The sequence below is a fragment of the Corynebacterium aurimucosum ATCC 700975 genome (assembly GCF_000022905.1).
GTDB lineage: Bacteria > Actinomycetota > Actinomycetes > Mycobacteriales > Mycobacteriaceae > Corynebacterium > Corynebacterium aurimucosum_F.
Genome location: NC_012590.1, coordinates 1608902 through 1634419, shown reverse-complemented (window position 1 = coordinate 1634419; position 25518 = coordinate 1608902). Strand labels below are relative to the sequence as shown.

The 25518-nt window shown below is 59.1% G+C and carries 25 protein-coding genes; 10 read left to right on the top strand and 15 right to left on the bottom strand.

Annotated features, from left to right (window positions below; genetic code table 11):
* Positions 1 to 70: 70 nt before the first annotated feature.
* The gene (locus CAURI_RS07720) at positions 71 to 1138 is read left to right on the top strand and encodes a hypothetical protein (RefSeq protein ID WP_010190256.1); all 1068 of its coding nucleotides are present in this window, start codon (positions 71 to 73) and stop codon (positions 1136 to 1138) included.
* Positions 1139 to 1244: 106 nt separating this feature from the next.
* Here the strand turns inward: CAURI_RS07720 and CAURI_RS07715 are convergent, their stop codons facing one another.
* Positions 1245 to 2204: a hydrogen peroxide-inducible genes activator gene (locus CAURI_RS07715; RefSeq protein WP_010190255.1), complete on the bottom strand. Its 960-nt coding sequence runs from the start codon at positions 2202 to 2204 to the stop codon at positions 1245 to 1247.
* Positions 2205 to 2377: 173 nt separating this feature from the next.
* On the opposite strand from CAURI_RS07715, the gene CAURI_RS07710 reads away from it, so the two are divergent.
* Both CAURI_RS07710 and ahpD read left to right on the top strand, forming a co-directional pair.
* On the top strand, positions 2378 to 2971 hold the full coding sequence (locus CAURI_RS07710; protein ID WP_010190254.1) for a peroxiredoxin: 594 nt from the start codon (positions 2378 to 2380) through the stop codon (positions 2969 to 2971).
* Between the two features lie 44 nt (positions 2972 to 3015).
* Complete coding sequence (ahpD, locus tag CAURI_RS07705; RefSeq protein WP_010190252.1) at positions 3016 to 3549, top strand: alkylhydroperoxidase, AhpD family; 534 nt, start codon at positions 3016 to 3018, stop codon at positions 3547 to 3549.
* Between the two features lie 128 nt (positions 3550 to 3677).
* Here ahpD and CAURI_RS07700 read toward each other — a convergent pair whose 3' ends face one another.
* The 5 genes from CAURI_RS07700 to CAURI_RS07680 form a co-directional block, all read right to left on the bottom strand.
* Positions 3678 to 4388, bottom strand: a complete 711-nt coding sequence (locus tag CAURI_RS07700; RefSeq protein WP_010190250.1) for a VIT1/CCC1 transporter family protein — start codon at positions 4386 to 4388, stop codon at positions 3678 to 3680.
* Positions 4389 to 4530: 142 nt separating this feature from the next.
* Positions 4531 to 4908, bottom strand: coding sequence for a hypothetical protein (locus CAURI_RS07695; protein ID WP_010190247.1), 378 nt, complete (start codon positions 4906 to 4908; stop codon positions 4531 to 4533).
* 28 nt (positions 4909 to 4936) lie between these two features.
* Positions 4937 to 5962, bottom strand: a complete 1026-nt coding sequence (locus CAURI_RS07690) for a PTS sugar transporter subunit IIC (RefSeq protein ID WP_420805237.1) — start codon at positions 5960 to 5962, stop codon at positions 4937 to 4939.
* Between the two features lie 179 nt (positions 5963 to 6141).
* Complete coding sequence (locus CAURI_RS07685; RefSeq protein ID WP_012715092.1) at positions 6142 to 8715, bottom strand: DEAD/DEAH box helicase; 2574 nt, start codon at positions 8713 to 8715, stop codon at positions 6142 to 6144.
* Between the two features lie 102 nt (positions 8716 to 8817).
* Entirely contained in the window at positions 8818 to 9837 is a 1020-nt protein-coding gene (locus tag CAURI_RS07680; RefSeq protein WP_010190240.1) for a PAC2 family protein, read from the bottom strand.
* 353 nt (positions 9838 to 10190) lie between these two features.
* On the opposite strand from CAURI_RS07680, the gene CAURI_RS07675 reads away from it, so the two are divergent.
* A complete protein-coding gene (locus CAURI_RS07675; protein ID WP_012715091.1) occupies positions 10191 to 11339 on the top strand; it encodes a DUF4192 domain-containing protein in 1149 nt (382 codons plus the stop codon).
* Here the strand turns inward: CAURI_RS07675 and galE are convergent.
* The 6 genes from galE to CAURI_RS13620 all read right to left on the bottom strand — a co-directional run bounded on the left by galE (position 11296) and on the right by CAURI_RS13620 (position 17069).
* Positions 11296 to 12279 carry a UDP-glucose 4-epimerase GalE gene (galE, locus tag CAURI_RS07670; RefSeq protein ID WP_010190237.1) on the bottom strand — a complete coding sequence of 328 codons (984 nt, stop codon included), beginning with the start codon at positions 12277 to 12279 and terminating at the stop codon, positions 11296 to 11298. The genes CAURI_RS07675 and galE overlap by 44 nt on opposite strands.
* A 5-nt stretch (positions 12280 to 12284) precedes the next feature.
* Entirely contained in the window at positions 12285 to 12965 is a 681-nt protein-coding gene (locus CAURI_RS07665; protein WP_010190235.1) for a metal-dependent transcriptional regulator, read from the bottom strand.
* 291 nt (positions 12966 to 13256) lie between these two features.
* Complete coding sequence (locus CAURI_RS07660) at positions 13257 to 14252, bottom strand: sigma-70 family RNA polymerase sigma factor (RefSeq protein ID WP_010190233.1); 996 nt, start codon at positions 14250 to 14252, stop codon at positions 13257 to 13259.
* A gap of 138 nt (positions 14253 to 14390) precedes the next feature.
* On the bottom strand, positions 14391 to 14867 hold the full coding sequence (dtd, locus tag CAURI_RS07655) for a D-aminoacyl-tRNA deacylase (RefSeq protein WP_010190231.1): 477 nt from the start codon (positions 14865 to 14867) through the stop codon (positions 14391 to 14393).
* A 99-nt stretch (positions 14868 to 14966) separates the two neighbouring features.
* Complete coding sequence (locus tag CAURI_RS07650; RefSeq protein ID WP_174878628.1) at positions 14967 to 16508, bottom strand: DUF7782 domain-containing protein; 1542 nt, start codon at positions 16506 to 16508, stop codon at positions 14967 to 14969.
* Between the two features lie 78 nt (positions 16509 to 16586).
* Complete coding sequence (locus tag CAURI_RS13620; RefSeq protein ID WP_012715090.1) at positions 16587 to 17069, bottom strand: DUF3099 domain-containing protein; 483 nt, start codon at positions 17067 to 17069, stop codon at positions 16587 to 16589.
* Positions 17070 to 17117: 48 nt separating this feature from the next.
* On the opposite strand from CAURI_RS13620, the gene CAURI_RS07640 reads away from it, so the two are divergent.
* From CAURI_RS07640 to dhaM, 5 genes are all read left to right on the top strand, one after another.
* A complete protein-coding gene (locus tag CAURI_RS07640) occupies positions 17118 to 17369 on the top strand; it encodes a DUF3039 domain-containing protein (RefSeq protein ID WP_012715089.1) in 252 nt (83 codons plus the stop codon).
* A gap of 102 nt (positions 17370 to 17471) precedes the next feature.
* The gene (locus CAURI_RS07635) at positions 17472 to 19262 is read left to right on the top strand and encodes a DEAD/DEAH box helicase (RefSeq protein WP_012715088.1); all 1791 of its coding nucleotides are present in this window, start codon (positions 17472 to 17474) and stop codon (positions 19260 to 19262) included.
* Between the two features lie 107 nt (positions 19263 to 19369).
* Entirely contained in the window at positions 19370 to 20371 is a 1002-nt protein-coding gene (dhaK, locus tag CAURI_RS07630) for a dihydroxyacetone kinase subunit DhaK (protein WP_010190226.1), read from the top strand.
* A 2-nt stretch (positions 20372 to 20373) separates the two neighbouring features.
* The gene (gene dhaL, locus CAURI_RS07625; RefSeq protein ID WP_012715086.1) at positions 20374 to 21039 is read left to right on the top strand and encodes a dihydroxyacetone kinase subunit DhaL; all 666 of its coding nucleotides are present in this window, start codon (positions 20374 to 20376) and stop codon (positions 21037 to 21039) included.
* Between the two features lie 3 nt (positions 21040 to 21042).
* Positions 21043 to 21753 (top strand): dihydroxyacetone kinase phosphoryl donor subunit DhaM, encoded by a 711-nt coding sequence (gene dhaM, locus CAURI_RS07620; protein ID WP_010190222.1) that lies wholly within the window; start codon positions 21043 to 21045, stop codon positions 21751 to 21753.
* 89 nt (positions 21754 to 21842) lie between these two features.
* Here the strand turns inward: dhaM and CAURI_RS07615 are convergent, their stop codons facing one another.
* Together CAURI_RS07615 and ppgK are read right to left on the bottom strand one after the other, a co-directional pair.
* Complete coding sequence (locus tag CAURI_RS07615; protein WP_010190220.1) at positions 21843 to 23300, bottom strand: RNA polymerase sigma factor; 1458 nt, start codon at positions 23298 to 23300, stop codon at positions 21843 to 21845.
* 201 nt (positions 23301 to 23501) lie between these two features.
* Positions 23502 to 24299, bottom strand: a complete 798-nt coding sequence (ppgK, locus tag CAURI_RS07610) for a polyphosphate--glucose phosphotransferase (protein WP_010190218.1) — start codon at positions 24297 to 24299, stop codon at positions 23502 to 23504.
* A gap of 332 nt (positions 24300 to 24631) precedes the next feature.
* Here ppgK and CAURI_RS07605 point away from each other — a divergent pair, with 332 nt between their 5' ends.
* On the top strand, positions 24632 to 24922 hold the full coding sequence (locus CAURI_RS07605) for a DUF4193 domain-containing protein (RefSeq protein WP_010190217.1): 291 nt from the start codon (positions 24632 to 24634) through the stop codon (positions 24920 to 24922).
* A gap of 68 nt (positions 24923 to 24990) precedes the next feature.
* On the opposite strand, the gene CAURI_RS07600 is transcribed toward CAURI_RS07605, so the two are convergent.
* Positions 24991 to 25518, bottom strand: coding sequence for a DUF3093 domain-containing protein (locus CAURI_RS07600; protein ID WP_012715085.1), 528 nt, complete (start codon positions 25516 to 25518; stop codon positions 24991 to 24993).

The following is a 25518-nucleotide window of genomic DNA, read 5'->3' as shown; positions in this document are numbered from 1 at the left end:
CAGGTCGAGGTGGAGATATTGGTACCCTCGTTTTTATTGCGTGAACACTAATCAATGAAGGGTATGAATTATGACTAATCCTTTTGAATCGAATCCGGAGGATAACGGCTCCAACCGGGGCTTTGGCAGCAACCCGGCTCATAACTCCGGCGACTCCTCCGGAAACAACGGCGGACTTCCCAAATACGAGCCTACTTCTCACCCAGAAGATCAGGCTGGCTTCGGCCAGTCCAGCAGCTACGGCAATTATGGCGGCGGCGCCTACGGCTCCCAGTCCTATGGTGGGTACGAGGCTGGCCAGCCAGGCTACGCTGGTGCGGGCTATGGAAGCGACTCCAGCTACGAAGGCCCAGGCCCAGGCGCCGGCCCGGCCTACACCGGTCCGGTCAGCGCTATCGAAGCTATCAAGTGGGGTTTCAAAGCCGCGCTCAGTAACGCACTTTTGTGGGTGCTGGGCGCCGTCGTCGTGTTTGCTATTCAGTTTGTTCCACAAATTGGAATCAGCGTTGGTGCGCAGAACGCCGATGGGGCGGAGACCTCCGTCATGGTGGACCTCTTCTCCTTCGCGGTGTCCATCCTGTCCTTTGTCATTGCTCTGGTTGTTTATCGTTTGGCCTACCGTGAAATCGACAAGCCGAGCCCCACGTGGGGCACCCTGTTCCAGGGTGTTCGCTGGGTACCGCCGCTCGTGGTGAACATCGTCTTGGGCATTCTTGGTGCGATTGTCTTGGTGATTGTCATCGTCGGCCTGTTTATGGTGGGCCTCGGTGGTGTGGCAGGTGTGGACCTCCAGAACCCAGAGCAGCTCAGTGAAAATGATATTTTTGCACTCGTTGGCTCTATCTTCGGCGGAGTCATCATCGTCATGCTGATTGCGCTGTTCATTCAGCCCTTCTTCACTCTCATGCCGTGGTTGGCAGCCGATAGCTCCTCCGTTGGTGAGGCTTTCTCCCAGGGTCTGAAGCTGGGCAAGGAAAACTACGGTCACATCTTGCTGTTCATTGTCCTGTCCGGTCTGATGGCTTTCGCCTCCCTCATCACCCTGGGCTTGGCACTGATCATCATCGCGCCGGCACTGCAGCTGGCAACCGCACACCTGTGCCGCCAGTGCCAGGGTCGCTATGCTCCTGCAGCCTAAGGCTTAAGCTGTCGAATCGATACGCAACGCCGCCCCTGACTTCATGAGGTGAGTTAGGGGCGGCGTTGTCGTCTTCTTTAGCTCTGATGCTGGAGCTGGGGAACAGTTAGGAGGCCGTGAAAAGTGTCCGGGAACGCTCCGCGGCGTCGTGGAAGGCAGCGGTGACCAAGGTCCCGAAAGCGCTGAACTCATCGGCACGGGCAGCGGAAGAGCGGAAGACAAGCCCCACGTGCCGCTCCGCCGTGACAGAAGGGGCAAAGTGTGCGACGGAGAGCCGCGGATTCTGGCATTCCGTTGCCAGGGCGGACTCGGGGACGAGAGTGGCGCCGAGGTTTCCCATGACCAGCTGCAAGATAGTAGTCAGCGACGAGGCTCGAGTGACGGCATTGGTGGCTTCGGAGGGATTGACCTTCGCGCGGCGGCACAGGTCGAGGACTTGGTCGCGGAGACAGTGGCCGTCGTCAAGCAGGAGCAGATCAAGGTGCCCTAGATCCTCGAGCGTGAGATCCTTTCGACCCGCAAGTGGGTGCTCTGCCGGGGTGACTGCGGTGAAGGTCTCGCTGTAGAGAGGGATCTCCACCATTCCTGGGGCTTCGGTGGGCAGAGCAACAATGGCTAGGTCCAGGTTGCCCTCGCGCAGCTTGTCCAGCAAGTGCTGGGTCTGTTCCTCGACGAAGCGGGGTTCTAAATCGGGATAAGTCTCGCTGATGGACTGCAGCAGCCCCGGCAAAATATAGGGCGCGATGGTGGGGATGATGCCGATAGTAAGGGGGCCGTTAAGCGTGCCGCTAGCCCCGCGCGCTTGGCTGAGGAAAGCATCGGAAGCTTCGAGTGCTGCCTTGGCATAAGGGAGTAGCGCTTCACCTGTAGACGTCACAATAACCTTGCGGGTCGAGCGCTCGATCAGCTGTACTCCCAAACCTTGCTCGAGTGCGACGAGGGCCTGGGAGAGCGAAGGTTGGGAGATATCCAGTTTGGCGGCTGCGGTTCCAAAGTGCTTGTTTTCCGCAATCGTGACGAAGGTGCGCAACTGGGCGAGGGTTGGGCGATACTCCTTATTGTTCATGCCTATAACTCTAACACCTCTAATTCGTGGAGCCTATTGACGTGCGAAGCCCTCCGTGGCATACTCAACAAGCAAGCGACTGCGTACCAGTTAAAAGGCAAAGTGGTGTGCGGTCGTAGAGATTTGCATCACTTTTGTGCATTGTTGTGACTATTGAAGGAGATGAGTCTTCTATGCCTATCTTGACCGTTGGTGAGAAGTTCCCGGAGTTCGAGCTGACCGCGCTGAAGGGTGGCGACCTCCACGACGTCAACGCCAACCAGCCTGAGGACTACTTTGAGCAGGTGTCTCTGGACAAGTACCAGGGGATGTGGAAGGTCGTGTTCTTCTACCCGAAGGACTTCACCTTCGTCTGCCCGACGGAAATTGCAGCTTTTGGCAAGCTGAATGAAGAATTCCTGGACCGCGATACCCAGGTTCTTGGCGGCTCCACCGATAACGAGTTCGCACACTTCAACTGGCGTGCAACCCACCCGGAGCTGAAGGAAGTTCCGTTCCCGATGTTCTCTGATATTCGCCACGACTTGATCCGTGCCCTGGGTGTGGAGAATGCCGACGGTGTTGCTGACCGCGCGACCTTCATCATCGACCCGGACGGTGTTATCCAGTTCGTGTCCGTGACTCCGGATGCTGTCGGCCGCAACGTAGATGAGGTTCTGCGCGTGCTGGACGCCCTGCAGTCTGAAGAGGTCTGTGCCTGCAACTGGGAGGCTAATGACCCGACCAAGAACATCGACAAGCTCGAGGTTGTTAAGTCCGCTCTGTAAACCAGCACTAAGCACAACCGCCCAACCTTAAAGGAGTTACATTAGTGTCCATCGAAAATCTGAAGTCCGCGCTTCCGGCATATGCCAAGGATCAGAAGCTCAACATTGGTTCCCTTACGCGTAGCACCGAGCTGAATGAGGAACAGCTGTGGGGCAGCTTGGTTGCTGCAGCTGCTGCGACCCGCAATGATCTGGTGCTGTCGGAGATTCTCGAGGAAGCCCGCGAGCACCTCAGCGAGGAGGCAGTTGACGCAGCTCTCGGTTCCGCCACGGTGATGGCTATGAACAACGTGGCCTACCGTGCAAAGAGCTGGTTGGGCGATGATTTTGCCCAGGTCAAGTTCGGTCTGCGCATGAATATCATTGCTAAGCCTGGCGTAGACAAGGCTACGTTCGAGCTGTGGAGCACCGTCGTCTCCGCCATCAACGGCTGCGAGCACTGCCTGTCCGCACACGCTAATACTCTCCTCGAGGAAGGCGTGACCAAGGAGCAGATTTGGGAAGGCATCAAGGTCGCTGGTGTGGTTGAGGCCGTTGCACAAGCGCTCCAGGCCGAAGCCGTACGCTCCGCTGAGTAAATGACTCAGTGCGCTTTCCCAAGCGCAGTTAAGCAGTCCCACGCACCGCTCGCACTGCGGTGAGTGGGACTTTGTGCATTGTCGGCTTGGGCCCGGACCTGGGGCAGAGGAAAGTGTCCTAGCATGGGCTAGCCGATGACCCCGCCGAAGGCTACGCCGATGCCATAGGTAATGGCGAGGCCGAGAGCGCCACCGATGACTAGGCGGAAGACGGAGCGCGCGGCATCCGTGTCAGCGAGGCGTGCCGAAACGTAGCCCGTGATTGCCAGGGCGATCAGGGTAACAATGGCGACTGTTGCTGCAGCCATGCTCATGGGTGCGAGGAAGATTGATAACAGGGGGAGTGCGGCGCCGGCAAGGAAGGATACGGCCGACCAAAACGCGGCGTGCCAAGGATTTGTCAGGTCTTCGCCATCAATGCCCATCTCCAGTCGAAGGTGTGCCTCGAGAAGTCTATCTTCGGCAGCGATCTCGCGGGCGGCAGTATCCGCGGTTTCGGTATGCATGCCGTAGCTGGCGAGCATAGAAACGAGCTCGGCATGCTCTTGCTCGGGGAGATCTGCCAGCTCGCGGGTCTCCTTGTCTATCATCATGCGCTCGGAGTCGCGTTGTGCCGAAACAGAGACATATTCTCCGAGTGCCATGGAGGCAGCGCCCGACACCGTTGCGGCTAGGCCGGCGGTGAGGATGGCGCTTGCCGACGCCCCAGAACCAACGACGCCAAGTAGAAGTGCCGCGACGGAGACGATGCCGTCGTTAGCCCCAAGTACACCTGCGCGAAGAGAGTTCAGACGAGCGTTGTGTGAGGCTCCGTGGGGTTCGCTGATATGTTGTGGCATTGCCAGCTCCTTGGATACCAGAATATGCGTGGCTCTCTAGTGCTTTCGCAGTTGTCTAGAGAACTTCTTATGTTCCAGTATCGCCGCTGGTCAGGGCCTTGTAAAGCGTGTGTAGGCTTAGCTGAATGCAGAGAGTGAAGGCTTAGATTATAGTGCCGGTCCATTCACCGCATGCCGCACCGTCCACGGAAAGAGCCATGGTAAACACTTCTTCCGAGAGGTTGAAATGAGCGGTGGGGAGGGTAACAGTCAACTCTTCCGGGGTGTACTCGTAGGGGTAATCAACCCGACGGTGGGCGTCCCTGGTGTCCTCGCCGAAGGAAGAGATTTCCATCGACGTGAGCTGCTCTTGTTCGAAGTGAGCGGTGAGCTCCAGATCGAGCGTGTGCAGGGTGAACACGACGTCACGGTGGTGGGGCATGCCTCCGAGGAGCCAATGCACTGTGACGGCGTCCTCGTGGGTCTCAAAATGGACGCCTGCGAGGCGGATGCTGGTGGCTGGGGAGTTTTGTGGGTTCATAGCGGCCCCCACTGTACTCCCCGGATGCCTACTTAAAGTCGAGAGAAAAGTACTCAGCCCTAGTCAGGTGTAGAACCTTTTCAAAGAGCCAGCAAAAGAGCAGCGCAAGGGCGAGAGGAAGGATGACATAAACGAAGGTAATAATCATCACGTTGCCGGCGCTCCAGCCCCAGCCTTCGTAATTGAGGGCTGCCAGTGGGCCCATGAGACCAGAGATACCGAAGCCAGCAGAGATAGGGGTGCCGGAGATTCCTAAAGCGCCACCGACGCCGCCCAGCACGGCAGCGGAACAAATCACGGGCAGGAAGGTGACTGGTTTGGATAGCATGTTGGCCATTTGCACCTTGGGGGATCCCAAAACGTGCAGGATAGAGGTGGCGAAGCCGTTGACACGCCAGCCGGCAACGAGGAGCGTGAATCCGGCGGCGACGGCGCCCAGGTTCGCGGTTCCGGAGGCGATGCCGTCGATGAAGATGGCAGTGGCAATGCCGACTGTGGAGACCGGGGAGACAATCATGATGGCGAAAAGGACTGCGAGGACAACGCCCATAAGAACGGGCTGCAAGGTCGTTGCGCCATTGACCAAGTTGCCCAGCCAGAGGGTGAAGACCTTGACGATGGGGAAGGTGACAGCCCATCCGATGGTGCCCGCCACCAGCGTCACGATGGTGGATAGCAACAAAATAGAGTAGTTCTTCAGCCTGTCGCCGATAAAGAGCAATAATCCCACTGCTATGGCTGCGGTAATGCCTGAGTTGATAACAAGACCGGTGCCTTTGAGGAAGAAGCCGCCTTCGGGGTTAACAGTGGCCACGCCTGAGCCGCAGAAGGACGCAATACCAACTGCAGCAGTCTGGATTGGAGTCATCTTAAATTCGATGCCTACCAGGACGCCGATCATTACCGGCAAGAGGCTTGCGGCTAGGCCCGTCAGTGCTATGACGGTGGATGCGCCGGACCACAAGGGGAGTAGTGCCTTGGCTAATTCACCGAGCAGTGCTTGTGGGACGAGCGACACAACGACGGCGATGGAGATACCGTTGAGAACCTTCATGGTGAAGGAGCCAGGTGTGAGGCGCTCGGCCGCGGGAGCTCCGCTGGCGTGAGGGATAGGGGAAAGCTTGCGTTCGTCTATCTGTTGTGGCGTGCTCATTCCCAATCATACGCATAATATGCGGTGGGTAGAAATTATTAATACAGAAAGGGGGTATTAATAGTCCCTGCTTATGCGCCCTAGTACTCCACGCGCAGCTCAGATAGCCGCACTTCCCCGACTTCATCGGAGGCATCGAGATCTACGGTGCCAACGAGCTGATAGGAGTTATCACCCTCTGGGTCCTTAAGGATCTGACGCACGGTCCACGACCGCGAGCCGCCAACGCCACGAACGCCCGAGCTCGTGTCGCCTTTGTCCAAGACAAAGTATTCCTGGCCCCTAGCCGCTGGCCCAGTGTCGATGTCCTCGTAGTCATCGAAGTAGTCATCGAGGGCACGGCCAAAGTCAGGAATCTCCTCCAAGTAGTCCAACAGGTCTGCCAAGCGCTCTTCCTTCTCCAACGCAAAGAGCTGGGCAAGTCGGAAAAAGTAGTTGCGCACCATGATGCTGAAAGCCCGCTGATTCGCGGTCAAGGCGGTGGGATCCTCGACTCCGAAGGCCAACTCGCGGTCCAAATCCTCCTGGGAAATGGGAGAGTCCTCGCCAGCCAGCTCAGCCCACTCGTCGACAAGCGAAGAATCGACTTGGCGGATAAGCTCACCGAGCCAGACGATAATGTCCTCGAGTTCCTCGGTGAGGAACTCCGCAGGGATGGATTGCTTGAGCGTGCGCCAGGCATCGGTCAGGTAGCGCAAAATGACGCCTTCCGAGCGGGCAAGGCCGTAGGTGGCGACGAGATCGGAAAAAGTCATGGCGCTCTCCAGCATGTCGCGCACTACAGACTTCGGCCGCAGCTCGAACTCCTTAGCCCATGGGTTGGTCTGGCAGAAGGTCTCATAGGACTGTTCGAGGAGCTCTTCCAGGGGCTTTGGCCACGTGATCTCCTCCACGATGGCCATGCGCTCGGTATAGTCCACGCCCTCAGCCTTGAGTGCTGCGATTTCCTCGCCGCGTCGCTGCTTTTGCTGTGCAATGAGCACCTGGCGTGGATCATCAAGTACCGCCTCGAACACGGAGATGACGTCGAGTGCATAAGTATCCGAATCTGGATCTAATAAGGTGAGCGCTGCCAGCGCGAAGGGCCCCAAAGGTTGGTTCAAGGCGAAATCGCGCGGCATCTCTCGCACGACGTGGTAGGGGCGTCCGTAGATATCGAGCCCTTTTGTAGACTTTTGCACCACGCCCGAATTGAGAAGTCCCCGGAACAGGCTCAACGCCGTCAGGATGTCCTCGTTCTGGCGGGCACGCGTGTTGTGGCTCGTGCGCAGCAGGTGCTTGAGATGCTCATAGCCGTTCCCGTGGCGGGCGAGCACGTTGAGCAACATAGAATTGGACACTCGGAACTGGGACGTTAGTTGCTCCGGTTCGGCGTCGATAAGCCGTGCGTAAGTCTGTTCCGACCAGGACACTTCACCGTCGCGCGCAGACTTCTTTTTCAGCTTCTTGAGCCTTGCTGGGTCATCGCCCACACGGCGCCGCGCCTTGGCGTTCTCAATCTCATGCTCTGGCGCCTGCACCACGACGGTGCCTTCTGTGTCATAACCGGCGCGGCCAGCGCGGCCAGCAATCTGGTGAAATTCCCGGGACTTCAGAATGCGTTGGCGGGTTCCATCATATTTAGCAAGGCCGGTCATCAGGACTGTGCGAATGGGAACGTTGATGCCCACACCCAAAGTATCGGTACCGCAAATAATCTTGAGAAGGCCCTTCTGCGCCAACCGCTCAACCAAGCGCCGGTATTTCGGCAACATGCCAGCGTGGTGCACACCGATGCCCTTACGTAGAAGCTTAGAGAGGTCTTTGCCGAACGTCGTGGTGAAGCGGAAGCCCGCGAGCTCAGCGGCAATGGCCTCCTTCTCCTCAGGGGTGATGATCTTCGACAGCGAAGTTAGTGCCTGCGCGCGATCCGAGGCCTCGCGCTGAGAGAAATGGACGACATAGACAGGGGCTTTGCCGTCGGCGAGTAGCTCCTCGATGGTCTCGTGGACTGCAGAAAAGACATAAGAGAAGTCGAGGGGCACCGGGCGCGTTGTTCCCGCCACCAGTGTCGTCGTGCGGCCAGTACGCTCCGTCAAATCCTTCTCCAGCCAGGCGGTATCGCCCAAGGTAGCGGACATGAGCAAGAACTGGGCCTTCGGTAGCTCCAGCAGCGGTACCTGCCAGGCCCAGCCGCGTTCGGGCTCGGAGTAGTAATGGAACTCATCCATGATTACCTGATCAATGGCGGCTTCCGCGCCATCACGCAGCGCAATATTCGCCACAATCTCGGCCGTCGCGGCGATGATGGGAGCGGAGCCGTTGACCGTGGCATCACCGGTCATCATGCCGACGTTCTCGGGGCCGAAAATCTCACAGAGCGCGAAGAATTTCTCACTCACCAAGGCCTTGATAGGTGCGGTGTAGAAACTACGCTGGCCGCGCGCCAAAGCAATGAAGTGGGCGGCGTTGGCCACCATGGACTTACCGGACCCAGTGGGAGTTGCCAGGATGACGTTATCCCCGGCAAGGATGCCGAGGGAGGCCTCTTCCTGCGCTGGGTAAAGCGAAATACCGCGGCCAGAAGTCCAGGACAAAAATGTGTCCCAGATGGCCTCATCAACCATCGACTCGGGGACTTCGGCGAGATCGGGCAACATCTGAGAAAGGTTCACCCGTCCCACCTTAGGCGAAAAGCACCGCGGACTAGGCCTCCGCCCTAGAGTCCCGGATACCTGTCCTCGGTGCTTGTGTTCGTGCGGTATACCTAACCGCGATTAGATGTCATCATCCATATCCGAGCCGGGGCCTTGCTCCCGACCGTAGTTGTCTTCGCGGTCATCGATCTCTTCGGAGAGGATATCCGGGTTCTCGTCGAGGCCCGCGAGGAAAGCTTCGAAGTCTGCTCCGATCTCCTCACCAGTAGGCATGTGCTCTTCGCCCGGCATGATGGCCTGCGGGTGGCGGGAGCGGTAGCGCTCCATGTAGGCATCGTATTGTTCCTCCAGCTGGTGGACCACGCCTGCAATCTCCTCAGAGTTGGTAACCTGCTCCTCCAACTGCTGGTTAACGCGAGTCACGTCTGCTTCCAAGCTGCCCAGCGGGATGTTGAGGCCAGCTGCGCTCGCCACCGAATCCAAAAGACGCAGCGTGGCCGACGGGTACGGGGAGGCGGCCAGGTAATGCGGAACATGAGCGGTGTACCCGGCGACGCGGCGGCCCTTCTTGTCCAAGGCTCGCTCGATATACAGAGCGGCGGCGCCGGGGACCATCATGGTGGATTCCATGCGCACCATTGAGTTAAGGAGCTCCGGGGAATTACCATGCGCTGTTACCACAGTGGGGCGGGTGTGCGGCACCGGCATGGGCGCCGAGTAGAGCATGATGGTGTTCTTGATATCGAATTTCTCCACCAAGTTCACCACCGCATCCGTAAAGGCCTCCCACCGCAAGTCCGGTTCAGGGCCCGAAAGAAGCAAGAATGGAGTGCCAGAGTTATCCCGCAGCACCTTGATGCCCAAGTCAGTGTTCTCAATCTCCACCGTACGGTCATGATCGATGGTGACGGCGGGGCGGCGCGAGCGGTAATCAATGAGCTCATCATTGTTAAACGAGGCCAGCTGGCGGTTTTCCAAAGCGGCCTTGAGGTGATCGGCACTGGCTTCGACGGCCTGTCCGGCATCGGCATAACCATTCATAGCAACGATCATCGTGGGGCCGTTGTCTGGAGTCGAATCATCCTTGACCACTGGAGCGGGATACTCCAGTTCATACATGCGGCGCTGTTCTTCCTGCATGGTAGTGATTCCTCCTTCTCATCGTGCGCTTCATAACGAGCGTACGGACTTCATCAGCGTTCTGTGTCATGCAACGCTTAGGGCTTGCTGCCTATTCCCAGTTGAAATGGTGCTCCAAGGAGAACACAAACCCGTCGAGGCTGCCTATGCGGGACTGCCTGCGGGATCTGGTGATGATCGTACAAGCATGCCATACAGTCACTACTTCTTCCAGGCTTGCCTTTGCCAAGGTGTGGATAACCCAGTGGCTTCCCATGGATTGAGCGGCAGTCCGGACTTGTTATCCACAGATATGCCGTGCGCGCCGGGGTATCCCTAGCATTAGCTGCCGCTGCTGGTTCAGGCTACAGGGTATGAACACATTTTCAACGCACACAGACCGTACACCGCCGATAACAACTCCAGGTCATCTTCTCGCTAACATCCCGGGCCTCTTAGGCTTCTATCCCACCGAATCGGTGGTGTTTATGGCCATCGACACCACTCCACGCGGCCCAGCCATGGGGCCGCTCGCTCGCGTCGACATCACGGATGCCCAAGGAGCGATCACAGATATCGCACCATTACTAGCGGAGCATGCCCGCGAAGGCGTCTTTGCCTTCCTCATCTCGAAGCAGTCTCTCACCGAACTGCGGGAAGTGTCCCACTGGCTTTATGGCCTGGACCGTGCTGAGGATGGGGTAGAGATCGACGCCGCATGGTATGCCCAAGAAATCACCCAGAATGCGCCTTATGTCTTGCTGCATGGAACAGTCAACGCGGACGGTAGCGGGCCGATGAAGAAGTGGGTGGAGGGGACTATACCGGCGCTGACCGACGCCCCTTCGATGCGCTCTTGCGTTGACCACAATGTGGTACCGGAGTTAAACAGGGAGGATTTCTTTGCCGTCTTTGCACCTGGGAATAGCTACCTCGACGCCGAGGAAGCCGAAGTCTTAGCGCAGCAAGCACGCGATACTGCGGCGCGGTTTCGCGAGCAGGTGGCCGTTGCGCAAGGGAAGAAGCGCAAAGACTTGCTGGATCACTTTCTTGAGGATGCCCAGTGGGCGCTTGACCAAGTGGCATCGGCGGAAGAAGCAGAACAGGACAGCAAGCTACTGGAATCTTGCGCAGTGTGGCTAGCGACGACGTGGACGCGCGACCTCGTGGTAGATATCTGCGCAAAGTCAGGCGAAACCGGGGCGACCCTTCTCCTCGCAGCGGCCCGCACATTCGGTGGGGAGCTGCGGGCGAATGCGCTGACTCTTTTCGCATTAGCGCAGTTGGAGCAGGAGTGGGATATCCTTGCCGGACCAGCATTGCAGCTCGTCACGGAGGAGTTTCCCAGCCACCGCCTCGGCGCGCTGCTGTGCCAAGCATACCGCCATGGCCTGCATGAAAAGATACGTGATTCGATTCATACAGGGGCGCTCAAGGCTTATGACACCGCCCTAGGTGAGGAGCCTGCAGAAAAGACGCTTAGCGCCGAGCGGAATGAGCCCGCTCGCCGAGCTGCCGGGTGAAGTTCCAAGCATCCGTGACGATGGTCTTCAGGTCGGTGCGGATCGGGTTCCATCCGAGCTCGGATTTAATCTTGTCTGAGGAAGCCACGAGCGTCGCGGGGTCACCAGCACGCCGCGGCGCAAGCTCTGCTGGGATGGGGTGTCCAGTGACTTCGCGGCAGGCCTCAATAACCTGCTTGACCGAGTAGCCATCCCCGGAGCCGAGGTTATAGATGCGGTGGGTGCCAGCGGAATTGCTCCCCAGCGCCAATACATGGGCTTCGGCCAAGTCGCGAATGTGGATGTAATCGCGCACTGCGGTGCCATCGGCGGTGGCGTAGTCATCGCCAAAGATGAAAATCTTCTCGCGATGTCCCAGCGCTACCTGCAGGACAAGCGGAATGAGGTGGGTTTCTACCTCGCGGTTCTCTCCGATATCGCCGTAGGCGCCGGCGACGTTGAAGTAGCGCAGGGAAGTCGCCCCCAAGCCATAGGCCTGGGCATAAGAGGTAATCATGTAGTCGATGGCAAGCTTCGATGCGCCATAAGGATTCGTCGGCTGGGTGGGCATCGTCTCCGTGATCGGTACCTGCGCCGGCTCACCGTAGGTGGCAGCGGTTGAGGAAAAGACGAGGTTGGTGACCTCGAATTCACGCATAGCGTTGAGCAGCTTTAGCGTAGTGACCACGTTGTGCTGCCAATAGTCAGCTGGGGCCTCCACAGATTCGCCCACGAGGGAGCGGGCCGCGAAGTGCAAGACTCCTTCGAAACCGCCCTCAGACAACACCTCACGAGCGACATCGGCTACGTCGCCTTCAACGAGGCGCGCCTTCTCCGGGATGGCCTCGCGGTTGCCGGTAGAGAAATTGTCGATGATGGTGACATCATGGCCTTTTTCAACGAGAACGGCCGCGCATACGCTGCCGACATAGCCGGCGCCGCCGGTAACTAACAGTTTCATTGGATTTAGTCCTCCTTGACGCGGATGGCGTGAGCGAGGTCGTCGACAAGCTCGACAGTATGCCCTGATGTTGTTGTCAGCCTAATCGTCCCGCTCTCATTGACTACGGTGACGTGCGAGCCAACCTGGATTCCGCAGGCATACAGGTCGTGGAAGGTGGAATTATCAGCTTGCAAGACCTCATTGATTTGCACGATGGTGGCCTCGGTTTCTTGCCCCGTGGGAAGGTCGATGGCGCGAGTGCCCAAGTCGAGCTCTGCCGGAGACAAACCCAGCTGTCCCAAACCGGGGATTGGGTTGCCGAAAGGTGAGCGGGATGAATCCTCCAGCACCGCGACGACTCGCTTTTCCACCTCTTCGCTCATGACGTGTTCCCACCGGCAGGCCTCGTCGTGGACCTTGTGGATATCCAGACCAAGGACATCCGTGAGCAACCGCTCAGCCAAGCGGTGTTTGCGCATGACGTTGGTAGCCAATTCGCGGCCCTGCTGAGTGAGATCAAGGCTGCGGTCGGTGCGCACGTGGAGAAGTCCATCGCGCTCCATCCGGGCCACGGTCTGGGAGACGGTCGGTCCGGACTGCTCTAAACGCTCTGCAATGCGAGCGCGCAGTGGGGTAATACCTTCCTCTTCGAGCTCGTAGATGGTTCGCAGATACATTTCCGTGGTGTCAACTAGGTCCCTCACGTGGGCTTACCTTTCTGCGTTGTCGGCGGTCCGTAGCCACATAGGTTTAGGCCCGGTAATAGAAGTCTATTAAGAGAATATCTTAAACAATAGCGCATTTTTCGAAAGCTGAGCGCGCGCAGCACTGTGCGTCCGGCAGGGGAGTGGGCGGGATTTAAAAGCATTGAGGGCTGAGGACCACCGTGAGGAAAACAAAAGCCACCGAGCAACGTCCTCTGCGGCCCAGCAGCATAAGTCAACTGGGCCGTAAGGGCATTGCTCGATGGCTAAGACTAGGAAGGAAGTTAAGGTTTAGAGAGCGTACTCGCGGAGGCGGTCCGCACGGTTGCCCTCGCGCAATTTGGCCATGACCTCACGCTCGATTTGGCGAACGCGCTCACGAGAGAGGCCGAACTTGCGGCCAATCTGGTCGAGGGTACGCGGGACGCCATCGTCCAAGCCATAGCGCAGGCGGATGACATCCTGTTCGCGTTCCTCGAGGGAACCAATCACGGAGCGGATATCGGAGTGGCGCATGGAGGCCACTACTGCGGTCTCGGCATCCGTTGCCTCGGCATCCTCAATGAAGTCACCCAACGGGGCTTCCTCATCGGTACCGACTGGCATGTCCAAGGAGACAGGATCGCGGGATTGGCGCAGCAGCATCTCGATCTTGGACTCTTCGATTCCGGATTCTTCAGCGAGCTCCTCATTCGTGGCCTCGCGGCCCAAGGACTGGTACATCTCGCGCTTAATGCGGGAAAGCTTATTTACCTGCTCAACCAGGTGCACAGGGAGGCGGATAGTGCGGGACTGGTCAGCCATGCCGCGGGTAATGGCCTGGCGGATCCACCACGTTGCATACGTGGAGAACTTGAAGCCCTTGGCATAATCAAACTTCTCCATCGCACGGATCAGGCCCAAGTTACCTTCCTGGATGAGGTCCAGCAGCGGCATGCCACGGCCGGTATAGCGCTTAGCCAGGGAGACCACGAGACGCAGGTTGGCCTCCAATAGGTGGGAGCGTGCCTTCTTGCCTTCGCGGGCCAAAATCTTCAAGTCGCGCTTCTCAGCGCGGGTCAACTTTTCGGCATTCGCGAGCTTGTACTCAGCGTACAGGCCAACCTCGATGGTCTGTGCGAGCTCAACCTCATCCTCAGCACTCAGCAGCGCAGTTTTGCCGATTCCGTTGAGATAAACGCGGACCAAGTCCGCGGAGGGATTGTCATTTGTCTGGTTACGGCGTGAGCCGCGGTCAACTTCCTGTCCGTCCTCGTCCTGGACGCTAGCAGCGGATGATGTGGCCATCTCATGCCTCCTAAGTTGCGGCTTGGTTCATCTCCTACAACGAGCTTTCGGCGCAGTTAGTTCCCGTGGCTCGAAAAAGTTTCATACTCCCACGGGAAGAAGGAGTCTTTAGGCCATTTTGGGGGAGGCACGCCGCATCTAGACCTCCACGAGCACGGTGAACGGCCCTTCGTTGACCGAGGAGACGCGCATCATCGCTCCGAAGCGGCCTTCCTCCACGGTGATGCCGCGTTCGCGCAGGCGCGCAACAACTCCTTGAATCACTGGCTCCGCGGCTTCTCCTGGGGCCGCATCTGGCCACGAAGGGCGGCGGCCTTTCGCGGTTCGTCCGTAGAGAGTGAACTGGCTGACCACCAGAACTGGCGCACCGCTATCGACCACGCTGGTTTCACCCTCGAGGATGCGCAGCTCGGCGATCTTGCGCGCCATCGTGTCCATCCTCTCCTCTAAGGTTGGGCCGTCGCTAGCGGTGAAGTCACCACCTGCCTCGATGTCCTCCCGCGACACACCGATGAGTGCCAGGATGCCGCCGGTGTCGGGGCAGGTAATGGACCCAACGACGTCGTTGTCCACGGTGACAGAGGCTTCAGAAACGCGGGTTAAAACAGCACGCATGGCAGGGAAGTACACAACCTTTCTGTAGAGGAGTTCTTTCTCGGATGAGAAGTCTGCGGGGATTGAAGGAGGAAAGAGGCTCTTAGTGGGGGCGCGAGGCTACTCAGTGTTGCTAAAAGCTAGCAGCTCGGTCGGGATGAGAAGCCCATGGCGGATAAGGTCCACGATGGCCGGGAGCGCTGCGCTGACCAACTCGGTTTCTTCAAAACCCTGCGCGGCGGCATAGAGCTCAATGGTTTCACCGATGCTCAAACCATTCGGGTTAAGCCCGGCGACAATAGCCGCGAGGTGTTCATCGACATCGTGCTGCCAGCGGGGGCCATCGGTACGGCTGAGCCGCAGCGCCGCGCGCTCAAAGCCCATGCCCAGGTCCCCATCGGGCAGAGCAACGTCCTCACGGGCCACCCCGGGGCGCAGCTGCACATGCTTAGTTTCCAATTCACCCGGCAGCAGGTTGCGCAGCCATTCGACGCGCGCGAAGTATTCCTCCACTTCCGGGCCGAGCGGATCGATAACTGGCTGCGCCATGGTCTCCGCCAAGATATCCGAGGGCTCGTCCTCACCGATGCGCTGGATGGCCACGAAACCAAACCCGATTCCGGTGACCTCATGTTTACGGAAGTGCTCCAGCCACCGGCGTGACCGCTCTTGGCCTTCAGAGCTGCGAACATCCACGGATTCATCGCTCAACCAGGTTGAGACATATAACGCTGGGTCCGCCACATCGCGCTGAATGATCCATGCGGCAACGCCGGTATCCGGCAGCCACGAGCCGACACGCTGCTGCCATGATTCTTCGCCTTGATGCACCCAGGCAGCGAGTACGTGCGCAGTACCCCCAGGGTTGAGATGCTCGACTGCCTGGGACACCACCAGCTCGCTTGCTCCATCCAGGTTGAGGCCGGAGTCTCGATAGACATGGCCCACTTCGGGCAAGCCAACCACGAATGGAGGGTTAGCCACGATGCGGTCGAAGCGCTCATTCTCAACGGGTTCGTACCAGGAGCCGTGGCGTAGCTCAACGCGGTCTTCCGCCTCCGCGGTTAGGACGGTGGCGCGGGCTAGTTCGAGGGCTCGCTCATGGACGTCGGTAGCCACAATGCGTTGCGCAGAATCCAGCTGTCCGAGGACCTGGACGCCCGAACCCGTGCCCAAATCTAGTACTGATTCCACCGGTGTGGTTGGCGTTGAATGCAACAAGGACAGGCTGGCCGAGCCCACTCCCAACACATGCTCGGGGCCGGGGACGTGATCCACCAGAGATGCATCAACATCGGAGAACACGACACGATTCTTGCCCACGATGATGTGCGGTCGAATGTCATAAGCCACGTAGGCGGTGCCGTGTTCGTCGCTAAGCACGACACCGCAATCAATGAGCTGGGTAGCTAGGCGTGCGCCGAGGACGTCGGAAAACAGCGTGGCTGGCACGTGTTCATGCAGCAAGAAGATACGGATGAGATGGTCCAGGCGGGAATCACCGCCTGCTCCTAGCGCAACTGCGGCGGGCTCGCCGCGGTGCAGGGCTTCGGTGTACTCGGGCCCCAGGTGGCCTGCGATGCCATCCGCACTAAACCCTGCGTCCGCAAAGACTCGGGAAAGCTCTGCCGCAACGTCCGCGATGGGGTGTTCCGGGTTCATCGCTGGGCCAAAAGGAGAAGGCTGCTGGGTGCTCACAAGAGAATCCTTAAATGCATCGGGGAGGGAAACAGTGATGTTCTAATCTTCGTGGTCAATAGTGTCAGTTGCAGTACTGTTGGCGTCTGCTCCTGACGTGGGATGGTGCCGCCCAGGCGCGCCGGGCAGTTCACCATGGGAACCGCTGGTGAGTTCCTCACGTTGCGCTTGCGCCATTTGCCGGGCAAGGGCTGGTTTATAAACAGCTTTTTCGCGCTTGTCTTTCTTTTGACCCCGGCCATTGCCAATGACCACAGCGATCCAGGGGAGGGGGAAGGTGACGGCCACGACTAGGGCGGCGGGGATCCACCACTGCCAAACATAAACCATGGCCCCGGCTATCAGGAGGGATGGAACGCGCAGAAACTGCAGTATGGAGTAGATGATCTCGCGGCGATGCCGGTCTTGACCCGGGGCGAGTTTGGCCGTGGTGATGAGGTGCGTTTCGCGCCCGAATCGGCGTCCGCGCCGCTGCCCCGATCGTGGGGTATGGCGGGTGTTATCGCGCGAGTTCGAAGGGGTCATGCCTATCAGCGTAGCTGGAGGACTCGCCAACTTCGATACTGATGCGGCATGATAGTGGGCGTGAGTACGACGACTAAGACTATTGAGCGCCCTGATGTCCGCGAGGATACGTCGACCAACGACGACACCCCGAAGTTTTTCCACTACGTGAAGAAGAACCAGATCCTCGACTCTGCGGTCAACGGCAAGTACGTCGTTGCCCTGTGCGGGGAGACCTTCCCGGTAACCAAGCAAGCCAAGCCTGGTTCGCCCGTGTGCCCTGACTGCGAGCGCGTCTATAAGAGCTTGCGCCGCCGTTAAGCTTGGCATCGACGTTCATCCTGCGTCGATGCCAAGCATTAGGGATAGAGAACTTCACAGAAGCGGGATGTTGGGATAACTAGAGGGGGATAGTCGCTGACCGTGTCTACACAGACTCCAGCACAAAGATTTGCCAATAATGGTTCGCTGCGCGTGTGGCAACGCGCGGCTTTGGATAAGTTCCTAGCCACCAAGCCGAAGGATTTCATGGCGGTGGCAACGCCAGGTGCAGGTAAGACCACCTTCGCCCTGCGCGTGGCCACAGAGCTCATGGCGGACCGCACCGTAGAGCGCGTCATCGTGGTGGTGCCCACCGAGCACCTTAAAGTGCAGTGGTCGGAATCCGCCTCCCGCGTAGGGCTAGCGCTCGACCCCAAGTTCACAAACTCCTCGGGAGTCAACCCCGCGATGGACGGTGTCGTGGTGACCTATGCGCAGGTGGGCATGCACCCCTTCAAACACCGCGCGGTGGCCTCAGCCCGGCGCACCCTGGTGATCCTCGATGAGATCCACCACGCCGGCGACGCCAAGAGCTGGGGCGACGGCGTGCGGGAAGCCTATGATGATGCGGAGCACCGCCTCGCGCTGACCGGTACTCCCTTCCGCTCCGATGACTCGCAGATCCCCTTCGTGCGCTACGAGGAGGACGGGGAGGGGCACTTGGTCTCCCGCTCCGATCACACGTATGGCTATGGCGATGCGCTTGCCGACGGCGTCGTGCGCCCCGTGGTCTTCCTCAGCTACTCCGGCGAGTCTCGCTGGCGCGATAGTGCCGGTGAGGAACATGCGGCCCGTCTCGGAGATATTCTCAATCCGGAGCAGACCGCCCGCGCCTGGCGCACGGCCCTCGACCCTAAAGGCGAGTGGATCCCCACCGTCCTGCAGGCGGCGCACACACGGCTGATGCAGATGCGCCGCAACATGCCGGACGCCGGCGGTCTCGTACTCGCTACCGATACGACGACGGCGCGCGCCTACGCGAAAATCCTCAAGCAGATTTCGAATACCCCAGTCTCTGTCATCCTCTCCGATGACCCAGGCTCCTCGGCGCGTATTGCGGAGTTCTCTGAATCCACCGACGAGTGGATGGTGGCCGTGCGCATGGTGTCGGAGGGCGTCGACGTTCCCCGCCTCGCAGTGGGCGTGTATGCCACCTCTGCTTCGACACCGTTGTTCTTCGCACAGGCCATCGGCCGCTTCGTGCGCTCCCGCATGCCCGGCGAGACAGCCTCAGTCTTTCTTCCTTCCGTGCCGGTGCTCTTGGGACTTGCCGAGAACATGGAGAAGCAACGCGACCACGTCCTGGGAGGGGAGAAAAACCCCGACAAGGAAGGCTGGGACGATGAGCTGCTCGAGGACGCCAATAAGAAGAAGTCCGAACCGGACATGCTCGAACCTTCCTATGAATCCTTAGGCGCGGAAGCAGAATTCTCAGGACTGCTCTACAACGGCTCGCAGTTCACCACGGGCAATATCACCGATGAAGAAGAGGATTTCCTCGGCATCCCCGGGCTTCTCGACGCCGACCAGGTCAAGGACCTCTTACGCAAGAAGCAGTCCGATGAGCTGGACCGCCGTGAGGCAGAAGAGAAGGCGCGCCGGGCTGCAGAGGCGGCGGAGGAACAACGCCGCAAGCTCTACGGCACCCCACATGCGCCCAAGCGCGGGGCGGAGGCGTCGGCGAGCAGCGCCGGTTCCCAGCCAGGTGTGGTGGATGAGATTTCCGCGTTGCGCAAGGAGCTCAACACAGTAGTGTCTATCACCGCCCAACGCACCGGACGCCCACACGGCGCCATACATACCGAAGCCCGCAAGGCCTGCGGGGGCCCGCCCACCGCATTGTGCAATGCTGAGCAGCTTCAAGAGCGCATCGATTACCTGCGCAAGTGGTAGCGAGCGCGGAGGCAGTAGAATCAGGCACAGTATCCGGTAGCGCGGGTAGGCTCGGCAGCAATCCGTGAAGAGTGCTCTAGGCCAATGAAACCCTAAGGAGAAGGATGATGAAAAAGCTCATCAACTCACCGGACAACGTAGTAGCCGAATCAGTAGAGGGCTTTGCTTTAGCCCACGGTGACATCGTCACTCGCTCCACCGATCCGCTTTTCGTTGCCCGCAAGCAGAAGAAGGACAACGGCAAAGTTGCCATTGTCTCCGGTGGTGGTTCTGGGCACGAGCCGCTGCATGCGGGTTTCGTTGGACAGGGCATGTTGGACGCGGCAGTGCCAGGTGCCATGTTCACGTCGCCTACGCCGGACGCTATCCAGGCCGCCACCGAAGCCGTGAACGCTGGGGCGGGGGTGCTCTACATTGTGAAGAACTACACCGGCGACGTCCTCAACTTTGACACCGCGGCGGAGCTGGCAGAATTCGATGATATTGAGGTCAGCCAGGTCGTCGTCGATGATGATGTCGCGGTGGAAGATTCCACCTTCACGGCCGGTCGGCGCGGCGTTGCCGGAACGCTGTTGGTGGAGAAGCTGGCAGGTGCCGCAGCTGAGCGCGGAGATGATCTCGCGGCAGTAACTGCTGTGGCGAAGAAGGTGGTGGACAATACCGCGACTATGGGAGCAGCGCTTTCTGCCTGCACCGTGCCACACGTGGGCAAGCCCTCCTTCGACCTCGGGGAGAGTGAAGTTGAGCTGGGCGTGGGCATTCATGGCGAGCCGGGACGCAAGGAGATTCCGCTGGTTTCTGCCGATGATGTTACGGACCACCTTCTCGACCCCGTGCTGGCAGACCTCAAGCTGAGCGATGGTGAGCGAAGCATCGTCGTTGTTAACGGTATGGGAGCCACTCCGGCCTCCGAGCTATACGTGGTCTACCGCCGTGTATCCCAGCGCCTGCAGGAGGTGGGCGTGAGCATCGAGCGCTCCCTCGTGGGTAACTTCGTTACCAGCCTAGATATGGCCGGATGCTCCGTTACAGTCATGCGCGCGGACGAGGAAGACCTCGAGCTTTTTGATGCCCCGTGCCACACCGCTGCACTACGACAAGGAATGTAGATATGACCGACAATGCAACTTTGTCAACAGCCTGGGCCCAGGCGTGGATGAAAAACTGCGCCGCAGCGGCCCACGAACACCGCGAAGAACTCATCGAGCTTGACCGCGCCATCGGAGATAGCGACCATGGCGAAAACGTCGACCGCGGTTTCCGAGCCGTCGTGGAGAAAGTGGATTCGGATATCTCCCCGGAGGCTTCTCATGTTGCTGATGTGTTGAAGCTGACGGCGAAGACACTCATGTCCACCGTTGGTGGCGCCTCTGGTCCATTGCTGGGAACCGCTTTCCTACGCGCGGCTAAAGCCGCAGGCCCTGGAGAGATCGATGCGCCCACGACGGCCGCTCTCATTGAAGCCGCACTTGAGGGAATCACCGTCCGCGGTAAGGCAGCTGAAGGGGAGAAGACAATGGTCGATGCCTGGGCGCCGGCCGCACGGGCCGCTCGCGGTGCGGCAGATGCCGCGAAGAGTCCCGCTGAGGTGCTGCGCGCAGCTGCCGACGCCGCCGCAGCAGGCGCGGAGGCGACTATCCCGATGGTGGCCACGAAGGGCCGCGCTTCCTACCTAGGGGAGCGTTCTGCTGGGCACAAGGATCCGGGTGCTACATCCTCGGCTCTTTTCATCGCTGCGGCTGCCGACGCCACCGAAACCCTCAAGGAGGAAGCATAGAATATGGCACAGCCCCGCGTTGGACTCGTTCTCGTATCACATTCGGCAAAGCTCGTTGAAGGACTGACTGAGCTTGCTGCTCAGATGGCTCCCGACGTGACCATCCTTCCTGCCGGTGGTGTGGAGGAGGGCGGCATCGGAACCTCCTTTGACCTCGTCGAAGGGGCTATCAGCCACGCACGTGGCCAAGGCCTTAGCGTGGTCGTCCTCACCGATTTAGGCTCGGCCACGATGACCGTTGAGTCCGTTCTCGAGTTCCTCGACGAAGACACGGTGAAGTTCGTTGATGCCCCCTTGGTCGAAGCTACTATTGCAGCAGCCACCGCCGCACAACAGGGCGATGGACTTGCCGCCGTGGTCAAAGCCGCGGAACGCGCCATCGAGGTCTTCCTTCCGAAGCAGCCCTCAGCCACGGCGTCTGCAGAAGAGGATGACCTAGACACAAACGCTGGCGGGTACTCACTGACAGTGACTGTGGCCGATGAGGCGGGTCTGCATGCCCGTCCGGCGTCAAGGATTGCAGAGTTGGCTGCGGAAGCAGCAGGGGATGTCACCCTCTCCTGTCACGGAGAGTCGGCAGAGGCAGATTCCGCAATGATGCTGATGTCTCTCGGGGTATCCCAGGGCGCTTCGGTGACGATCAGCGGAGATGTTTCCGATAAAGACGTTATCGATCGGATCGCCACAGCCATTGAGCTGGGGATCGAAGGCTAGAAAGCCCATGGGTCTGTCGGCTGCATAGGGCAATGAAAAAGCGGCGAGGAGGGTTAAACCTCCTCGCCGCTTTAATTTCTCCAGTTTGCTTAGTCTAGGTAGTCGCGCAGCACCTGGGAGCGCGATGGGTGCCGCAGCTTAGACATGGTCTTAGACTCGATCTGGCGAATACGCTCGCGGGTAACACCGTAGACTTGACCAATTTCGTCTAAAGTGCGCGGCATGCCATCGGTCAGGCCGAAGCGCAGGCGAACCACGCCGGCCTCGCGCTCGGAAAGGGTCGTGAGCACATCCTGGAGCTGGTCCTGCAACAAAGTGAAGGACACGGCGTCGACGGCAATGACTGCCTCGGAATCCTCGATGAAATCACCGAGCTGGGAGTCACCCTCATCACCGATGGTCTGATCCAGAGAAATAGGCTCGCGGGCATACTGCTGGATCTCCAGCACCTTTTCCTCGGTGATGTCCATTTCCTTCGCCAGCTCCAGAGGGGTAGGCTCGCGGCCCAAGTCCTGCAACAGCTCACGCTGGATACGGCCCAGCTTGTTGATGACCTCCACCATGTGCACCGGAATGCGAATGGTACGTGCCTGATCCGCCATGGCGCGGGTGATGGCCTGGCGAATCCACCACGTGGCATAAGTGGAGAACTTATATCCCTTGGTGTAGTCGAACTTCTCAACGGCGCGGATCAGGCCCAAGTTGCCTTCCTGGATGAGGTCCAAGAATGCCATGCCGCGGCCTGTGTAGCGCTTAGCCAAGGACACCACGAGGCGGAGGTTTGCTTCGAGGAGGTGATTCTTTGCCTTGCGTCCATCACGGGCGATGGCGCGCATATCGCGCTTCTCCATGGGGGAGAGCTTGGCGGCCTTGTCGCCCTCGGCACGGGCCTTTTCCATCTCATCCATGCGGTATTGAGCGTACAGGCCGGCCTCGATGCGCTTGGCCAAGGAAACCTCCTGCTCTGCGTTGAGCAGGGCGACCTTGCCGATTTGCTTCAGGTAGGCGCGGACAGAGTCTGCCGAGGCAGTTAGCTCTGCGTCCTTGCGAGCCTGACGCAGGGCTGCGGACTCATCCTCATCCCAGACAGATGAGCCGTCATCCTCTTCTTCAGAGTCCTCGCCCTCGAGGTCGTCATCGTCGTCACCGAACTCGTCGTCCTCGTCCAACTCTGCGTTGTCCGGATCGAAGTCGATATCGGCATCATCGTTGGTTTCGGCATCCAACTCGTCGTTCTGATCCTCTGCGAGCTCATCAGCAGACTCAGAGCTTTCAGGCGAGGTTGCCTTCTTAGCCGCCGACTTACGCACAGTTTTCTTGGCGGTCTTCTTCGTCGCCTTCTGCGCAGACTTGCGAGTTGTCTTCTTAGCAGTTTTCTTGGCTGTCTTTTTAGCCGTCTTCTTCGCAGTCTTTTTCGCGGTTTTCTTAGCCGTCTTCTTGGCTGTCTTTTTTGCCGTCTTCTTGGCGGTCTTCTGTGCAGGTGCAGATGCCTCGGAGGTGCTCTCGCCCTCGCCGAGTACCTGGTCTGAAGAATCAGTGGCTGCCACGTACGCCCTTTCGACTTGCTCTTTGAGTGGAAACTATGGGGACGCGCAAGTTTATCGCGACTAGTCCCCGATGCTAGCCCGCCTCCGTAATGAGCAGGGGAGGCGCGCCGCTGGATATTCGATAATCGACAGCCCAGTATAGATCATTTTTCTCACCAGGCGGTGACTGGGGTCAACTGGGGAAGATAGGGTTTGCTCGGTTTATGGGCGAATGCCTTCCTTCGCTGCCATTGCGGCCCCGACGATGCCCGCGCGATTGCGGAGCTGAGCTGCAACGACCGGAGTTTCGATGCTCAAGTGCTCGCCCCACTTGTCAAACTTCCGAGAGATTCCGCCGCCGATGACAAAAGCTGAGGGATTAAAAAGAGCCTCGTATTCGTGGAGTACTCGGTTGACGCGCTTTGCCCACTGCTTAGTCTTCAGCCCCTCACGATCCTTGACTGCGGACGAGGCTTGGTGCTCTGCCTCCTTTTCTCCGACGATGAGGTGGCCGATCTCTGTATTGGGGAAGAGCTGGCCATCTAACAGGAAGGCAGAGCCGATGCCGGTGCCCAGGGTAAGGAAGATGACAGGGCCGGAGCGCGCGACGTCATCGCCGTAGGCCACCTCGGCGAGGCCGGCCGCGTCGGCGTCGTTAAGCACAGTAAAAGGCGCATCGAGGTACTTGCCCAGCAAATCCTGCGCGTCGACCCCGATCCAGGACTTATCAATATTCGCTGCGCTGCGAATAATCTGTTCTTTGACCACCGCAGGCATAGTGATTCCGACAGGGCCGTCCCAGTTCTTCTCAGCGACGATCTGGGCGATTACCGTGGCCACGGCGTCGGGGGTGGCAGGCTGTGGCGTGGCGATCTTGAGGCGGTCGCCGACGAATTCTCCTGTCGCGAGGTCTACTACGGCACCCTTGATGCCGGAGCCTCCAACATCGATGCCGAAGGCATGGCCATGGTGTTGGGGGCTCGGATTCGTGTCCTGCTGCTGTGATTCTTGCGCGGTCATACTGACAGTCTATGTTTAGCCGCCCGATGATGTGGAGATACTTCAGCATTTGCGCCGAAGGCGGGGGGAGTCGCTCCGATTTTTATCGTCTGATGCATCGTTCCTCAATGCATAGTAAGCGGGGTGTGAGGAGCTTTACCCAGAAAAATCTTCCCCGATGTAAAAGGCGCAAACCACCAGCTCACAACTATGAAAGCAGGAGTGGAGGGGGTAATAGGGTGAGCTGTATGGTGCCCCCACGGCGGGGCGAGTGTGACAGGCGGGCCTGTGTGGTTTAGGATGCCGTCGATAAATACACGTACCTATCTATCTGACTCACAGAGGCAAGCATTATGGCCACCGATTATGACGCACCGCGTCGCCGCGCTGAAGATGAGCTCGAGGCTGACTCCCTCGAGGGCCTGAAGGCGGCTGAAAATGACAACAACGGCATGGATGACGATGGCGAAATCGTCGAGGCATTTGAGCCGCCGTCAGTAGACCTGACGGGCGAGGAACTCAACGTCACTGTCGTGCCGCGCAAGGACAACGAGTTCACCTGTTCCGTGTGCTACTTGGTGCAGTCCAATAAGCGCCTGGACCATGAAGAAGACGGGCAGCCCGTCTGCATGGACTGCGCTTAGCTCATAGGGGTTCAGCCAATTAGCTGATCTAATGAGCTAATGAGCTCCCCGATTCTGCACGCGGCGTTTTAAGCCTTGGCAGCAGCGGCCTGTTCGGGAACGAAGGCAGCAAGTAGCTTGGCGGGGTTCTTAGAGCCGATCAGCCAATAAGGTGTCGGGTCCTCTGGGTCATCGAGGACAAGCATTACATGTTCTGGCACCCAGCCATGTGTCACAAGGAATGCAGCGGGATCGAGCTGTGGGCCCAACGCATTGCGGCGCGCGGTGGCTGGCACCGCGGTGCTTCGGGAGACAACATCATGTGGCAGCTGCGCATCCTTCACGGTGAGCCACCGCGTGCCGTCGGCATCCTGTTCCACCTGTACTACCGTGTTGGACCAGGCTAAGAGAACCCACACGGCGATGGCGCTGAGCAGAATAGCGGGGATGATGACCCACATGATTCCGCGGTTGAGGCTAACCGTGGCCGTAGAGATCGCCACAACGGCGGCCGCCATCAACCACCAATGCCACGGCACCCACTGGCGCTCGCGGTAAAGGATGACGGGGGATTCGGCAGCCGCCGAGGGGGAAGCAGACGAAGAACTCGAAGTCAT

Coding starts and splice junctions, on each gene's coding strand:
- CAURI_RS07720 (WP_010190256.1), top strand. CDS start 71: ATGACTAATCCTTTTGAATCGAATCCGGAGGATAACGGCTCCAACCGG.
- CAURI_RS07715 (WP_010190255.1), bottom strand. CDS start 2,204: ATGAACAATAAGGAGTATCGCCCAACCCTCGCCCAGTTGCGCACCTTC.
- CAURI_RS07710 (WP_010190254.1), top strand. CDS start 2,378: ATGCCTATCTTGACCGTTGGTGAGAAGTTCCCGGAGTTCGAGCTGACC.
- CAURI_RS07700 (WP_010190250.1), bottom strand. CDS start 4,388: ATGCCACAACATATCAGCGAACCCCACGGAGCCTCACACAACGCTCGT.
- CAURI_RS07695 (WP_010190247.1), bottom strand. CDS start 4,908: ATGAACCCACAAAACTCCCCAGCCACCAGCATCCGCCTCGCAGGCGTC.
- CAURI_RS07690 (WP_420805237.1), bottom strand. CDS start 5,962: ATGAAGGTTCTCAACGGTATCTCCATCGCCGTCGTTGTGTCGCTCGTC.
- CAURI_RS07680 (WP_010190240.1), bottom strand. CDS start 9,837: ATGCAGGAAGAACAGCGCCGCATGTATGAACTGGAGTATCCCGCTCCA.
- CAURI_RS07675 (WP_012715091.1), top strand. CDS start 10,191: ATGAACACATTTTCAACGCACACAGACCGTACACCGCCGATAACAACT.
- galE (WP_010190237.1), bottom strand. CDS start 12,279: ATGAAACTGTTAGTTACCGGCGGCGCCGGCTATGTCGGCAGCGTATGC.
- CAURI_RS07660 (WP_010190233.1), bottom strand. CDS start 14,252: ATGGCCACATCATCCGCTGCTAGCGTCCAGGACGAGGACGGACAGGAA.
- dtd (WP_010190231.1), bottom strand. CDS start 14,867: ATGCGTGCTGTTTTAACCCGCGTTTCTGAAGCCTCTGTCACCGTGGAC.
- CAURI_RS07650 (WP_174878628.1), bottom strand. CDS start 16,508: ATGAACCCGGAACACCCCATCGCGGACGTTGCGGCAGAGCTTTCCCGA.
- CAURI_RS13620 (WP_012715090.1), bottom strand. CDS start 17,069: ATGACCCCTTCGAACTCGCGCGATAACACCCGCCATACCCCACGATCG.
- CAURI_RS07640 (WP_012715089.1), top strand. CDS start 17,118: ATGATAGTGGGCGTGAGTACGACGACTAAGACTATTGAGCGCCCTGAT.
- dhaK (WP_010190226.1), top strand. CDS start 19,370: ATGAAAAAGCTCATCAACTCACCGGACAACGTAGTAGCCGAATCAGTA.
- dhaL (WP_012715086.1), top strand. CDS start 20,374: ATGACCGACAATGCAACTTTGTCAACAGCCTGGGCCCAGGCGTGGATG.
- dhaM (WP_010190222.1), top strand. CDS start 21,043: ATGGCACAGCCCCGCGTTGGACTCGTTCTCGTATCACATTCGGCAAAG.
- ppgK (WP_010190218.1), bottom strand. CDS start 24,299: ATGACCGCGCAAGAATCACAGCAGCAGGACACGAATCCGAGCCCCCAA.
- CAURI_RS07605 (WP_010190217.1), top strand. CDS start 24,632: ATGGCCACCGATTATGACGCACCGCGTCGCCGCGCTGAAGATGAGCTC.
- CAURI_RS07600 (WP_012715085.1), bottom strand. CDS start 25,518: ATGACTTCGAGTTCTTCGTCTGCTTCCCCCTCGGCGGCTGCCGAATCC.